This is a genomic window from Micromonospora musae (assembly GCF_003626545.1).
In the GTDB taxonomy this organism is placed as follows: domain Bacteria; phylum Actinomycetota; class Actinomycetes; order Mycobacteriales; family Micromonosporaceae; genus Micromonospora; species Micromonospora musae.
The window spans coordinates 1-13844 of the sequence record NZ_RAZS01000017.1; the positions used below are offsets into that span (position 1 = coordinate 1).

The window sequence follows — 13844 nt, forward strand, 5'->3', positions numbered from 1 at the left end:
GGTGCATTAGCGTGGGTCACGAGGACCTCCTGGGTGGTGCGGAACCTTCGACAAGCTCCACCTCACCCGGAGGTCCTCACCCATTTCAAGATCTAAGTCCTGTCACCAACGTCCGTGGACAGAACACTTAGGGCCTGGGTCAAAGTCCCTGGCCGGCCTGCGGCGGGCCCAGACGACGACCGGCGGCGTCGGGGCTTCGTCCGGATACAACACCGGTATCCCAACGAAGCCCCGCCTTGCCGGATCGCCGCCTGAACTCCGCCTCGGCTCGACCGAGGACTTTGACCCAGGCCCGAGGCCCGGTGGGCCGGCTGCGTGACCCAGGTCACCGCCGGCCCGCCGGGCCGCCCCCGCTTCCGGCCGAGGTGATGTGCTCGCCACACGGTGACCGGCGGCGGTGGGAACGACGTGCGGGGCGGCGGGGTGGCATCCCCGAACCGCGCCGGACGCCTGCGCGGGCCCGTCGAATTCGTCGGGCGCGCCGACGAGCTGGCCCTGCTGCGCCGGCTCGTCGGTACCCCGCCGTGCCTGGTCCTGATCGAGGGCGAGCCCGGCATCGGCAAGAGCCGGTTCGTCCGCGAACTGCTCGCCTCGCTGCCCGGGCAGCTCCTGATCGGCGAGTGCGACGACGTTCCCGAACCCTTCCCGCTCGGTGTCCTGCTGGACGCCGTCCGGGCCCACGCCGACCGGCTCGGCCCGCTCAACCCGGTGGCCGGCGCCCTCGCCCCGCTGCTGCCCGAACTCGCCGAGGTGCTGCCGGCCGCGCCGCCGCCGCTGGCCGACCCGGCGGCGGAGCGACACCGGCTGCTGCGTGCCGTCAGCGCGGTGCTCGCCGGGCTGGCCCCCGCCGTACTGGTCTTGGAGGACCTGCACTGGGCGGACCCGGCGACCTGCGACTTCCTCGCCTACCTCAGCGGTCACCCGGTGGCCGGGCTGGCCGTGGTGCTCACCGCCCGGCCCCCGGCGCCGGACGGCAGCACGCCGATCCACGACGCGTTGGCGCGTACGCCACCCGGGTCGGTCACCCGCGTTCCGCTGGGTCCGCTCGGGGCCGAGGACGTACGCCGGCTGGCCGCTGGGGCGCTGCGCCTCGGTGAGCCGCCGCGACAGCTCACCACCACTCTGCTCGACCGCACGGCCGGCATTCCGTTCGTGGTGGAGGAGGTGCTGCGGACTCTCGCCGAGCGGGGCGGCGACCCGCTCGCGGACGACAGCGTCCCGTTCGTCCTGCGCGACGTGCTGCTGTGGCGGCTGCGCCCGCTCGACGAGCTCACCCGGGAGGTGCTCGGTGCGGCCGCCGTGCTCGGCCGGGCACCCGACCCGCGCATCCTGGCGGCGGTGCTGGGCCGGGAGCGCGCCGCCGTCGCCGCGGCGTTGACCGGGGCGCACCGGGCCGGGCTGCTGCACGACGCCGGGGACGGGCTGCGGTTCCGGCACGACCTCGCCCGGCAGGTCGTCTACGACCTGGTACCCCGGCAGACCCGCGAGTGGCTGCACCTGCGCATCGCCCGGGTGCTGGAGCAGAAGCTGCCCCGGCCGGTCGCCCAGTTGGCGCACCACTACCGGCTGGCCGGCAGTGACGCGGACTTCGTCCGCAACGCGGAGGCCGCCGCCGACCTGGCCACCGAGCGCGGCGACGACGCGACCGCCGCCGGCTTCCTCCTCCAGACGATGGACGTCGCGGAGCTGCCCCGGCCGGTGCGGGTCCGGCTCGCCGGCAAGCTGGGCCGGTCGGCCATCGACGGGCTCAGCCAGGCCACCGCCATCCCGGTGCTGGAACGGCTGCTCGCCGACCGGCGGCTGCCGCCGGGCGCCCGGGGTGAACTGGGGCTGGTGCTCGGGCGGCTGCTGCGCCAGCAGGGGGAGGCGCTGCGCGGGTACACCGAGATCGAACGGGCGGTGCCGTACCTGCGGGCCCTGCGCCGGCGGGCTCCGGCGCTCGCCGTGCTGGCGGCTCCGGACACCGTGGTCGGTCGGCACGTCGACGACCACCTCGCCCGTTGTGCGGAGGCCGAGGCCGCCGCCGAGGCCAGCGGCGACCCGGCGGCGCATCTCGCGGTACGCATCGCCCGGGCCTCGCTCCTGCTGGAGCTGGGTGACCCGGCGGCCTGGGCGGTCATCTCGGAGCTGCGCGCCTCCACGGCGCTCGCCGACCGCCCCCGCGAACACGCGCGGGCCTGCCTGAACTGGGCGCAGGGCGCGCTGCACGCGGGGCACCTGGAGCAGGCGGCGGCGCTGCTCACGGCCGGCCGGGAGCTGGTGGCGGAGACCGGGTACGAGCGGTTGACGACCCTGGTGGAGGCGACCGAGCTGTCGCTTCGTCGGGCCGCCGGGCGGTGGGACGGGTTGGCGGAGCGGACCGAGCGGCTGATCGTCGCGGCGGAGCGGATGCCGGTAACCCTGCTCGACGCGCGGGCGGAGCTGGCCACGGTGCTCGCGCGTACGGCCACCGGCGCGGAGGTGCGGCGGGCCGAGCGGACGCTGCGGGAGGTCGTCGTGGCCGCCGAGCGGGTCGGGGCGATCTGGCCGTTGGTGCAGGCACGCTCGGCGTGGGCCCGGCTGATCCTCGACGAGCGGCCCGAGGAGGCGGTCGGCCACGCGACCGGCGCGTTGGCGTTGGTGCGCGGTAAGGGCATCTGGGCCTGGGCCGCCGAGGCGGTCCTGGTGCTGACCGAGGCGGCCGTGGCGGCGGGCGCGCCGGCCCGCGCGATGGCTGCCGTGCGCGAGCTGGCGACCGGCATCGAGGGGCGCGACGCTCCCATCGCCCTGGCCGCCCTGCGCCGCTGCCGCCGACTGCTCGACGGCTGAGGTTCTGCTGTCGGCAGATACGCCCACCGTGAACAACGTCGATTCCCGACCGGGGACCGGGCACGGTGGGGACATGCGGCTTCTGGTGTTGGGTGGTACGGGATTCGTCGGCGCGGCGACGGTCGCGGAGGGGGTGCGGCGGGGCTGGTCGGTGACGGTGTTCAACCGGGGGCTGCACGGTGCCGTGCCGCCGGGTGTGCACCGGCTGCGGGGCGACCGGACGCAACCCGGCGGGTTGACCGCGCTCGCCGGCGGTGAGTGGGACGTGGTGGTGGACACCTGGGACGGCGCGCCCCGGGTGGCCCTCGACGCGGCTCGCGCGCTGGTCGACTCGGTCGGGCACTACGTCTACGTCTCCAGCGGCTCGGTCTACGCCGAACCGGTCGAACCGGGATCGGGTGAGGACGCGCCGGTGGTCGAGGCCGCGCCGGAGGCCGAGGAGGGCGACTACCCGCAGAACAAGGCCGGCGCCGAGCGGGCGGTGCGTGAGGTCTTCGGTGAGCGCGCCCTGCTCGCCCGGGCCGGGCTGATCCTCGGTCCGGGCGAGGACATCGGCCGGCTGCCGTGGTGGTTGGGGCGCGTCGACCGGGGCGGTGACGTGCTGGCCCCCGGCCCGGCCGAGCTGCCGCTGCAGTACGTCGACGTACGCGACCTCGCCGGCTGGATGCTCGACCAGGGCGCGCGGGGGCGCGGCGGGGCGTACAACGTGGTCGGCCGCACCGGGCACGCCACGATGGGTGAGCTGCTCGACGCCTGCGTGCGGGTCACCGGGGCGGCGGCGCGGCTGCGCTGGACGCCGCCCGAGCCGATCCTGGCCGCGGGGATCACGCCCTGGATCGACCTGCCGATCTGGGTGCCGCGCGGTCACGAGTACCGGTGGTTGCAGGAGCGCGGCGTCGAGCGGGCTCACTCGGCCGGGTTGACCTGCCGTCCGCTGTTCGAGACGGTCGCGGACACCTGGCGGTGGCTGTCCGCGGTGGGTACGGTGCCGCCGCGGGCGGGGCGTCCGGCGCGGGCGCCGGTCGGCCTGGATCCGGCACGGGAAGCGGCCCTGCTGGCTTCGGTCGGCGGCGTCCAGAGCGTCTGATCGGCCGCGTTCCTCCGATCGGCGAGCACGACGACGGTCCGGGAACGCTGACCCGGACGCCCGACCCGGGTCAGCGTTCCCGGACGACCGCGACCGGGCACCGGGCGTGCTGGATGAGCTGCTGGCTCACCGAGCCGAGCAGCATCCCGCGCAGCCCACCCCGCCCGCGGGTGCCGACGGCGACCAGCTGTGCCCCGTCGCTCGCCCCGACCAGCAGGGACGCGGGAGCGCCGGCGGTCACCTCGACGGTGGCGTCCAGCTCCGGGAAGGTGCGCCGCCAGGGCGCGAGGGACTCCGCCAGCGCGGCGCGTTCGGCCGCCACCGCGTCGTCGACCTTCCCACCGGCGTCGCCCGCCCCCTGCGGCGACCAGGCCCGGAGCACCCGTAGCCGTACCCGTCGTGCGGCGGCCCGTTCGGCGGCGAGGCCGAGGGCCACGAGTGACTGCTCGGAGCCGTCCACACCTACCACCACCGGCCCGCCGGGCGACCCGACCGGCACGTCCCCGGCGGGGGAGCGGACCACCACCACCGGGCAGTGCGCGTGGGCGGTGACCGTGACGGTGGTGGAGCCGACGAGGAGGCCGGCGAAGCCGCCGTGCCCCCGGCTGCCGAGCACCAGCAGCGCGGCCTCCGCCGAGCGCTCCTGGAGCAGGAGCGCGGCGGGGCCGTCGAGCACCTCACCGGTGACGTCCAGGCCCGGGTGCGCGCCGGCCGCGTCGGCCGCTGCCCGGTGCACCAGCTGGTCGACCTCGTTGCGGGCGGTCTCGTCCGGCCAGAAGCCGGGGGCGACGCCGGGGCCGAGCCAGCCGACCACCGTCGACCATTCGAAGACGTACGCGAGGCGGACCGGTCGGCCGGTGAGCCGCGCCTCGTCCAGGGCCCAGCCCAGCGCCACCGCCGCGTCCGGGGAGCCGTCGTAGCCGACCAGGATCTCGTTGCCGCTCACGAGCCGCTCCGCAGCTGCGGATCGGTCTCCCGGATCCAGCGCCACTCGGCGACCCGGGGGTCGTCCTCACCGTGCCGGCGGGTGTAGTCCCGGCAGGCCTGACGGCTGTCGACCATGTACTGGCGCAGGTGGGCGGCGCGGGCGGCCAGTCCGGGCACCCGGTCGATGACGTCGATGACCAGGTGGTAGCGGTCCAGGTCGTTGAGCATCACCATGTCGAACGGGGTGGTGGTGGTGCCCTCCTCCTTGTAGCCGCGTACGTGCAGGTTGTCGTGGTTGGTACGGCGGTAGGTGAGGCGGTGGATCAGCCACGGGTAGCCGTGGTAGGCGAAGATGATCGGCCGGTCGGCGGTGAAGATGGTGTCGAACTCGTTGTCCGGCAGGCCGTGCGGGTGTTCGGTGGGCGGCTGGAGCCGCATCAGGTCGACCACGTTGACCAGCCGCACCTTCAGCTCGGGCAGGTGCTGGCGGAGCAGGTCCGCGGCGGCCAGCGTCTCCAGCGTCGGTACGTCGCCGCAGCAGGCGAGCACCACGTCCGGTTCGCTGCCGGTGTCGTTGCTCGCCCAGTCCCAGATGCCCAGACCGCGTCGGGTGTGCTGGATCGCCTCGGACATGGTCAGCCAGTTCGGGGCGGGCTGCTTCCCGGCCACCACCACGTTGATGTAGTGCCGGCTGCGCAGGCAGTGGTCCATGGTGGAGAGCAGGGTGTTGCCGTCCGGCGGCAGGTAGACGCGGACCACTTCGGCCTTCTTGTTCACCACGTGGTCGATGAAGCCGGGGTCCTGGTGCGAGAACCCGTTGTGGTCCTGCCGCCAGACGTGGCTGGAGAGCAGGTAGTTCAGCGAGGCGAGCGGGCGTCGCCACGATATGCCCCGGGTGACCTTGAGCCACTTCGCGTGCTGGTTGACCATCGAATCGACGATGTGGATGAAGGCCTCGTAGCTGGTGAAGAGTCCGTGCCGTCCGGTCAGCAGGTAGCCCTCCAGCCAGCCCTGGCACAGGTGCTCGGAGAGCACCTCCATCACCCGCCCGTCGGGGGAGAGATGGTCGTCGCTGGGGAGCGTCTCGGCGACCCAGGCCCGTCCGGTGACCTCGAACGCCGCGCCGAGCCGGTTGGAGGCGACCTCGTCCGGCCCGAAGAGCCGGAACGTCTCCGGGTTGGCGGCGATGACGTCGCGGATCCAGTTGCCGAGCAGCCCGGTGGCCCCGGCCATCGGCTCACCCGGGCTGGGTACGTCGACGGCGTACTCACGGAAGTCGGGGAGGGTGAGTTCGCGCAGCAGGAGCCCGCCGTTGGTCACCGGGTTGGCGCTCATCCGCCGGTCTCCGCCGGGTGGGAGCGCAACCAGCTCGGCGACGGGCGCGCCGTTGGTGTCGAAGAGCTCCTCCGGCCGGTAGCTGCGCAGCCAGCGCTCCAGCTCGGCGAGGTGCGCCGGATTGGTGCGGACCTCGGAGAGCGGTACCTGGTGGGCGCGGAAGGTGCCCTCCACGGGTGCGCCGTCGACCTCGCGCGGGCCGGTCCAGCCCTTCGGTGTCCGCATGATGATCATCGGCCAGCGGGGGCGTTCGATGGGCCCGCCGGAGCGGGCCAGCTGCTGGATGGTCGCGATCTCGTCGAGCGCCCGGTCCAGCGTGGCGGCGAGCGTCCGGTGCACCCGTGCCGGGTCGTCGCCGGCGACCACGTACGGCTGGTAGCCGTTGCCGCGCATGAGTTCGAGCAGGTCCTGCTCGGGGATCCGGGCCAGTACGGTGGGGCCGGCGATCTTGTAGCCGTTGAGGTGCAGGATCGGCAGGACCGCCCCGTCGCGGGCCGGGTTGAGGAAGACGTTGGAGAGCCAACTGCCGGCCAGTGGCCCGGTCTCCGCCTCGCCGTCGCCGATCACGCAGGCGACCACCAGGTCGGGGTGGTCGAAGGCGGCGCCGTACGCGTGGCTGAGCGCGTACCCCAGCTCGCCGCCCTCGTGGATCGAGCCCGGCACCTCCGCGGCTACATGGCTGGGGATGCCGCCGGGGAAGGAGAACTGCCGGAACAGTCGGCGCATGCCGGCCTCGTCGCGGCCGACGGCGGGGTAGCGCTCGGTCCAGCTCCCCTCGAGCCAGGTGTTCGCCACGATCGCCGGGCCGCCGTGACCCGGTCCGGTGATGAACATGGCGTTCAGGTCGCGCTCGACGATGACGCGGTTGAGGTGGGCGTAGAGCAGGTTCAGGCCGGGGCTGGTGCCCCAGTGGCCGAGCAGCCGGGGCTTGAGGTGCTCGGCGGTGAGCGGCTCCCGCAGCAGGGGATTGTCCAGCAGGTAGATCTGCCCGACGGTGAGGTAGTTGGCCGCCCGCCAGTACGCGTCCAGCCGGCGCAGCTCGTCCTCGGTCAGCGGGCTCTGCGTGTCGAGAGCGGTGTCCATGGTGACTGAGCCTCTCGCGGTTCGGGGAGTGCTGCATCCGGAAGCGCATCTCCTGGTGGCGGCACGACCGGCGCGCGGGGCGGCCGTCGGTTCCGCCGGGCGGACGTCATGCCCCCTGGGGGGCGGTGTCGGTCATGCCGCGGACGATGATCACCGGCGACGGCGCGTGGTAGAGCAGGGCCTGCGCGACCGCACCGAGCATGCCCCGGCCCGGCTCGTCGCCGCGCGGCGCGACCACCGTCACCTGCGCCGAGCGTGACTGTTCGACGAGTACGGTCTCCGGGGCGCCGCGGATGGTGTGGCATTCGACGGGCACCTCGCGGTACCGGCTCGCGTACCGGTCGACGGCCTCGACGAGCTGCCGGGAGATCTCCTCGTCCTCCTCGTCGGGTTCCACCACCCGCAGGGCGAGCAGCCGGCTGCCGCGCCGTTTCGTGCACTCGAACGCCCACTCCAGGGCCTGGTAGGAGCTGGGTGAGCCGTCCACGCCGATCAGTACGGGGCCCTGCGGCGGCGGTTCGCGGCGGGTCACCAGCACCGGGCAGCTGGCCTGGGCGGCGAACTGCACGGCGGGCGCCTCGGACGGTACGCAGTCGCCGCAGGTGCCCATGCCGCCGTCGCCGACGACGAGGAGGAACGCCTGCTGGGAGCGGCGCAGCAGGATGGGGATCCGGGGCCCCTCGACGATCTCGCCGGTGACCGTGAGCTCCGGCTCGACGTCGCGGGCCAGGTCGTTGGCCCGGGCGAGCAGGTCCTCGGCCTCGTCGCGTGGCGCGGCCACGGTCTCCGCCTCGAAGGCGGTGCGCCAGTCGAAGGCGTGCACCAGGTGCAGCGGCCGGCCGTGCGTGACGGCTTCCTGGGCGGCGAGCGGCACCATCGCGAGGTTGCGGTCCGAGCCGAGGCCGACCAGTACCGGCCGTTCGGTGGCTGCGGTCATCGGACATCACCTCCCGGGCGTCGCGCCCGGCACGACCACGCTCCCTCGTCCCCGAGGGTAGTCGCGCGACGGTGGGTGGCGGGTCGGTTCGCCGCCGGAATGTCAACATGGGTTGACAGCGTTGCCCTGTCAACGTACGTTGACAGCATGACTCAGGCGACGGAACTCGCGGCGGCCGCCGGCAGCCCCGACCCCCGGGTCGGGCTGCGCGCCGTCCGCGCGCTGCGCCGGCTGCTCGAGCGGCTGGAGGTGGTCCAGGTGGACAACGCCCGCCGACAGGGCTGGTCCTGGCAGGAGATCGCCGACGCGCTCGAGGTCAGCCGGCAGGCGGTCCACAAGAAGCACGCCGGACGACCGGCGGTCCCCACCTCCTGGGAGGCGTGATGTTCGAACGGTTCACCGACCGCGCCCGCGACATCGTCCGCCGGGCGCGGGACGAGGCCCGAGCCGAGGGGCAACGGCCGGTAGGCACCGAGCACCTGCTGCTCGCCCTGCTCGCCGACGAGGCGAGCCTCGCCGGCCGGATCCTGGCCGAGGTCGGCCTCGACGCCGGCGACCTGCGGGCCCGCATCCGCCGGCACGTCGAGACCGGCGGTGTCGGCCTCGGCGACGCCGACGCGGCGGCGCTGCGCGAGATCGGCATCGACCTGGCCGCCATCGTGGCCCGGGTCGAGCAGACCTTCGGCCCCGACGCGCTGCGCGAGGCGATGCCGGAGCCGCGCCGCCGCTGGGGCCGGCGCCGCTACTCCGGCGGCCCGTTCTCGCCGCGGTCGAAGAAGGTTCTGGAGCTGTCGTTGCGGGAGGCGATCCGGCTGCGGCACAACCACATCGGCAGCGAACACATCCTGCTCGGCCTGCTCCGCGAGGGTCACGGACTGGCGGCGCTGGTGCTCACCGAGGCCGGCGCCGACCTCGACGACCTGCGCCGCCGGGTGGAGCAGGCGCTGCGTACCGCCGCCTGAAACGGCGTCCCGGACGGCCGACCCGCCGGCCCGACCCGAGTCCGAGCCGCTCCGGCGGTTCGGCCGCGGGCCGGCGGGGCGCTCGGGCGGCGGTGGGCCGTCGCAAACCTCTCTGTGGCGCTTGCGACGCGGACGCCGACACGGCTCGCCGAACGACGCCGGTTGCTGCAAACTGACGCCGTGAATGCTGGACGGCGTGCGCGGCCCGCGCGTGACGACGGCGGGCTGCGCTCCGCCGTCGTGGTCAACCCGGTCAAGGTGGCCGACCTGGCGAGGCTGCGCCGTACGGTGAACGACGCCCTCGCCGCCGCCGGCTGGCCCGAGCCGCTCTGGTACGAGACCAGCGTCGAGGACCCGGGCCGGGGCCAGACCGAGGCGGCCGTCGAGGCCGGCGTCGAGGTGGTCTTCGCCTGCGGCGGCGACGGCACCGTCATGTCCTGCGTCAGCGCGCTGGTCGGCACCGACGTGGCCCTCGCCGTCCTGCCCCAGGGCACCGGCAACCTCCTCGCCGCCAACCTCGGACTCTCCACCGACCTCGCCGCCGGGCTGCAGGTCGCCGTCGAACGCGGCCGCCGACGGCTCGACGTGGGTGAGGTCGACGGGCGCTACTTCACCGTGATGGCCGGCATGGGTTTCGACGCCCAGATGCTCGCCGCCACCAGCGAGGCGACCAAGGCGCGGATCGGCTGGCCCGCGTACGTCGTGGGCGCCGCGCGGCACCTGCGGGACCGCCCGATGCGGGTGTCGATCCGGGTCGACGACCGACCCCCGGTGCGCCGCCGCGCCCGCTCGGTGCTGGTCGCCAACGTCGGCCGGCTGCAGGGCGGCATCCGGCTGCTCAGCGAGGCCGAACCGGACGACGGCTGGCTCGACGTCGCCGTGCTCACCCCGCGCTCCCTGCGGGACTGGCTCTCCCTCGGCTGGGCCGTGATGAGACGCCGGGGGAGGGTGCCGAGGATGGAGGTCTTCCGCGGCCGGCGGGTGCTGGTCACCGCCAGCCGGGCCCAGCCTCGGGAACTCGACGGTGACCTCATCGCCCCCGGTCGGCGGCTGCGCGCGGTGATCCGGCCGAAGGCGCTCTGGTTGTGCGTACCGCAGCCCGAACGGGCGCGGGACCTCGCCGTCGACGCGGACCGTGCCGCCGAGCGGGGTGAGCAGTTGGTCGAGGAGGCGCGCCGTGAGTAGTACCCGGATCGTGCCGGAGACCCGCCTCATGGCCGACGAGGAGCTCTCCGCCGACGACGCCTGGCACACGCTGCGCCGGCAGGGCGGCTGGCACCTGCTGCGGGACGCCTTCATCCGGTTCCGTTACGGCGACGGGTTCAGCCACTCCCGCGCCTTCGCGCTCCAGCTCTGCCTCGCGGTGGTGCCGTTCCTGATCGCGCTCACCGGTCTGATCAGCGAGCTGGGCGTGGAGGAGGGCGGGCGGGTGGTCGCCGACACGGTGCTGGCGGTGACCCCCGGGGCGAGCGAGCCGGTCGTGGCCGAGCTGCTCGGCGAGGGGGAGAGCACCGAGGACGCCGGCGAACTGGCACTCACCCTCGGCCTGCTCACCGGGTTGGTCACGCTCACCACCACCATGGCGCAGATCGAGCGTGGCGCAAACCGGATCTACGGCGTGGAGCGGGACCGGCCGGCCCTGCGGAAGTACCTGCGGGCCGCGGTCCTCGCGGTGACCGCCGGCGTCCCGGCGCTGGCCGGGTTCCTGATCCTGGTGGGCGGCGGCCCGATGGGCGACTCGGTGCAGCGGCACTACGCCTGGGGCGAGTGGGTGCACGGCGGCTGGGACGTGATCCGCTGGCCGCTCAGTCTCGCGCTGACCGTGCTCGCGGTGGCCGTGCTCTTCCGTCACGCGCCCCGACGCCGGCAACCCGGACTCTCCTGGCTCTTCTTCGGCGCCGGCATCGCGACCGCGCTCTGGTGGCTGGCCAGCCTGCTGCTGGCCGCGTACGTCAACTTCAGCGACGCGTTCGGCCAGACGTACGGCGCGTTGACCGGGATGATGGCGCTGCTGCTCTGGGCCAACCTCACCGGCATGGCGCTCTTCGGCGGGCTCGCGTTCGCCGCGCAGCTGGAGGCGCTGCGCATCGGTGTGCGGGAGCCGGCCGAGCCGGACCTGTGGGAGCCGGAGACGGTACGCGCCGAGACGTCCGACCCGGGAACCCCGTCGCGGCCCGCCGCCGCTGCGCCCCCGTCCGCGCCTCGACCTCGGGCGCCCCGCCGCCCGCGCAAACCCGCGGTGTAAGCGTCGCGCGAACCGGGTAAAGCCGCCTCCCAGAGCGACCAGGGAGGTGCGGGGTGACGGCGGTCAGATCGGTGCTGCGGCGACCTGTCGGACATTTCGCCGAGCGGAGCGTCGCCGGGCTGGCGCTGGTCACCGGCGCCGGCGTCGCGTTCGGACTGCTGCTCATGCTGGTCCGGTTCCGGTGGAGCCCGCTCTACAGCGCGGACCGTGCGGTAGCGGAGTGGTTCAACGACCTCGTCACGCCGCACGGCCCCGTCGTCACGGTGCTCCAGGCGGTCACCGACCTCGGTGGACGACCGGTCCTGATCTGGCTGGTCACCATCGCCGTGGTCGGGTTGCTCATCCGCCGGCAGCCCCGGTTGGCCGTCTACCTGATCGTCACCGGGGTGGGCGGGCTGATCCTCGACCCGTCGCTGAAGACGCTGGTCGGCCGGCTCCGGCCGATCGTCGACGTGCCGGTGGCCAGCGCACCCGGCAACAGCTTCCCCAGCGGGCACGCCCTGGGATCGTTCGTGGCGTACGGCGCGCTGCTGCTGGTCTTCCTCCCGGCGCTGGCGCCCCGCTGGCGTCGGCCCGCCATCGCCGTGGTCGCCGCGCTGGTGGCCCTCATCGGGCTGACCCGCATCGCGCTCGGCGTGCACTTCGTCTCCGACGTGCTCGCCGGGTGGCTGCTCGGCGCGGCCTGGCTCGGCGTGACCGCGTACGCCTTCCGGCTGTGGCGGCGCGAGCGGGGCCGGCCGGCGCCACCGCTGGCGGAGGGGCTGGAGCCCGAGGTGGGGCACGACATCGCCCCCGCCCCGGCCGAGGAGCACGTGCTGGAGCACCCCCGCTCGGCCGTGGCCGAACTCCTCGTCGGGTGGGTGCTGGTCTTCGGGGCGCTCTACGGCTTCGGCATGTACGTCAGCTACCACGCCGGCGGGTCGTTCCTGGCCACCCTCGACGCCGAGGTGCCGCGCTGGTTCGCACAGCGGCACACCCCGGCGCTGACCGAGCTGAGCTGGTGGTGGAGCAAGTTCGGCGACACCCACGCGGTCCTGCTCGTCTCGCTGGTGTTCTGCCCGCTGGTGCTCGCCGTGTGGCGACGGTGGCGGCCCGTGCTCTTCGTGGCGCTGGCCATGTTCGGCGAGCTGAGCCTCTTCCTGGCGAGCGCCCACGCGGTCGACCGGCCCCGCCCGCCGGTGGAGAACCTGGACGGGCCGATGCCGACGTCGTCGTTCCCGTCCGGTCACATCGCCGCCACGATCTGCCTCTACGCGGCGATCGCCGTGCTGGTCATGGCCCGCACCGACCGGTGGTGGCGGTGGCTGACCGTGGCGCTCGCCGTTGTCATGCCGCTCGGGGTGGCCACCTCCCGGATCTACCGGGGCATGCACCACCCCACCGACTTCATGGGCGCCATCCTGCTCAGCGCGCTCTGGATCGGCCTGCTGTACTGGGTCATCCGGCCCAACGCCGACGTGCACGAGGGCAACCGGCCGAGCATCGAGGCGGAGGACGTGCACACCCTCGACGACGAGCTGGTCAGGGCCGTCCGAACGGAGTGAATCGTGCTGCGCGTGATGACCTGGAACATCCGCACCGGTGGTCGGGACGGCGACGGCTCCGACCGGCGGGACGAGATCGTCGAGCTGATCGACGCGCAGCGGCCGGACGTGCTGCTCCTGCAGGAGCTGCGCGGCTTCGACGACCGGGTGTTGGCCGGCTTCGCCGACCGGCTGGGCCTGCGCCCGCACCGGGCGCCCAGCTGCCTGGGACAGCCGGTGGCGGTGCTCGTCCGCCCACCGCTGCGTACGCTCGCGGCGGCCCCGCTGCGTCGACCGTTCCACCACGCGACGGGCCGGGTCGTGCTCGGCACCGACGCGGGGCCGCTCACCGTGCTCGGTGCGCACCTGACTCCGTACTCGGGCGGCTGGCGGCGGGTCGAGGTGGACTGGCTGGTACGCGCCGTCCGGCGGGCGCTCGGTGAGCTGACCGTGGTCGGTGGCGACCTGAACGCGCTGGATCCGGCGACGGACCACACCGAGCAGCTGAGCCGGCTCCAGCCGAGGTACCGCCGCCGGCACCTGCGCCGCGACGGGCGCACGGCGGACACCCGGGCGGTGGGCGTGCTGCTCGACGCGGGCCTGGTCGACCTGCAACGGGCCTTCGGCGGGCCGGACGACGGGCACACCGTGCCGACCTGGCACGGTGGGGCGGAGTTCGTCGCGATGCGGCTGGACTACCTGCTCGGCTCCCCTGCGCTGGCCGCTCGGGTGCGGGAGGTCCGGGTGGTCCGGGGTGGCGTCGCGGAGCACGCCTCGGACCACTACCCGCTGGTCGCCGAGGTGGAGCTGAAGCCCGCCTGACCGCCTGCCGGCCCGCGCCCCGCCGTGGCGCGTCACGGACCGACCCGGCCGACCGCACGGGTCAGAGCACTACGTTGACCAGGACGGTGAGCAGCACCGAGGCGAGCACCGAGAA

At 74.3% G+C, this 13844-nt stretch carries 10 protein-coding genes and 2 pseudogenes; 9 read left to right on the forward strand and 3 right to left on the reverse strand.

Going from position 1 to position 13844, the window contains the following annotated elements:
- Positions 1 to 423 precede the first annotated feature (423 nt).
- Both D7147_RS30710 and D7147_RS30715 read left to right on the forward strand, forming a co-directional pair.
- Positions 424 to 2808 carry an ATP-binding protein gene (locus D7147_RS30710; protein WP_158609409.1) on the forward strand — a complete coding sequence of 795 codons (2385 nt, stop codon included), beginning with the start codon at positions 424 to 426 and terminating at the stop codon, positions 2806 to 2808.
- Positions 2809 to 2881: 73 nt separating this feature from the next.
- Entirely contained in the window at positions 2882 to 3895 is a 1014-nt protein-coding gene (locus D7147_RS30715; RefSeq protein WP_120684021.1) for an NAD-dependent epimerase/dehydratase family protein, read from the forward strand.
- 70 nt (positions 3896 to 3965) lie between these two features.
- On the opposite strand, the gene D7147_RS30720 is transcribed toward D7147_RS30715, so the two are convergent.
- From D7147_RS30720 to D7147_RS30730, 3 genes are all read right to left on the reverse strand, one after another.
- Positions 3966 to 4841: a universal stress protein gene (locus D7147_RS30720; RefSeq protein ID WP_120684024.1), complete on the reverse strand. Its 876-nt coding sequence runs from the start codon at positions 4839 to 4841 to the stop codon at positions 3966 to 3968.
- On the reverse strand, positions 4838 to 7240 hold the full coding sequence (locus D7147_RS30725; protein ID WP_120684026.1) for a phosphoketolase family protein: 2403 nt from the start codon (positions 7238 to 7240) through the stop codon (positions 4838 to 4840). Before D7147_RS30725 ends, D7147_RS30720 begins: the two co-directional genes overlap by 4 nt.
- A 106-nt stretch (positions 7241 to 7346) precedes the next feature.
- Positions 7347 to 8177, reverse strand: a complete 831-nt coding sequence (locus D7147_RS30730; protein WP_120684028.1) for a universal stress protein — start codon at positions 8175 to 8177, stop codon at positions 7347 to 7349.
- Positions 8178 to 8324: 147 nt separating this feature from the next.
- Here D7147_RS30730 and D7147_RS30735 point away from each other — a divergent pair, with 147 nt between their 5' ends.
- The 7 genes and pseudogenes from D7147_RS30735 (at position 8325) to D7147_RS30760 (ending at position 13729) form a co-directional block, all read left to right on the forward strand.
- Positions 8325 to 8561, forward strand: coding sequence for an HTH domain-containing protein (locus D7147_RS30735; RefSeq protein WP_076471445.1), 237 nt, complete (start codon positions 8325 to 8327; stop codon positions 8559 to 8561).
- Positions 8561 to 8746 (forward strand): annotated as a pseudogene (locus tag D7147_RS33800) (Clp protease N-terminal domain-containing protein); the annotation flags it as partial. The gene D7147_RS30735 and the pseudogene D7147_RS33800, both read left to right, overlap by 1 nt.
- Before the next feature lie 186 nt (positions 8747 to 8932).
- Positions 8933 to 9124 (forward strand): annotated as a pseudogene (locus D7147_RS33805) (Clp protease N-terminal domain-containing protein); the annotation flags it as partial.
- A 195-nt stretch (positions 9125 to 9319) separates the two neighbouring features.
- Positions 9320 to 10324, forward strand: a complete 1005-nt coding sequence (locus D7147_RS30745; protein ID WP_120684032.1) for a diacylglycerol/lipid kinase family protein — start codon at positions 9320 to 9322, stop codon at positions 10322 to 10324.
- Positions 10317 to 11384: a YihY/virulence factor BrkB family protein gene (locus D7147_RS30750; RefSeq protein WP_120684034.1), complete on the forward strand. Its 1068-nt coding sequence runs from the start codon at positions 10317 to 10319 to the stop codon at positions 11382 to 11384. The genes D7147_RS30745 and D7147_RS30750 overlap by 8 nt, the downstream gene beginning before the upstream one ends.
- 53 nt (positions 11385 to 11437) lie before the next feature.
- On the forward strand, positions 11438 to 12928 hold the full coding sequence (locus tag D7147_RS30755; RefSeq protein ID WP_120684036.1) for a phosphatase PAP2 family protein: 1491 nt from the start codon (positions 11438 to 11440) through the stop codon (positions 12926 to 12928).
- A 3-nt stretch (positions 12929 to 12931) separates the two neighbouring features.
- A complete protein-coding gene (locus D7147_RS30760; RefSeq protein ID WP_120684038.1) occupies positions 12932 to 13729 on the forward strand; it encodes an endonuclease/exonuclease/phosphatase family protein in 798 nt (265 codons plus the stop codon).
- Positions 13730 to 13844: the final 115 nt, after the last annotated feature.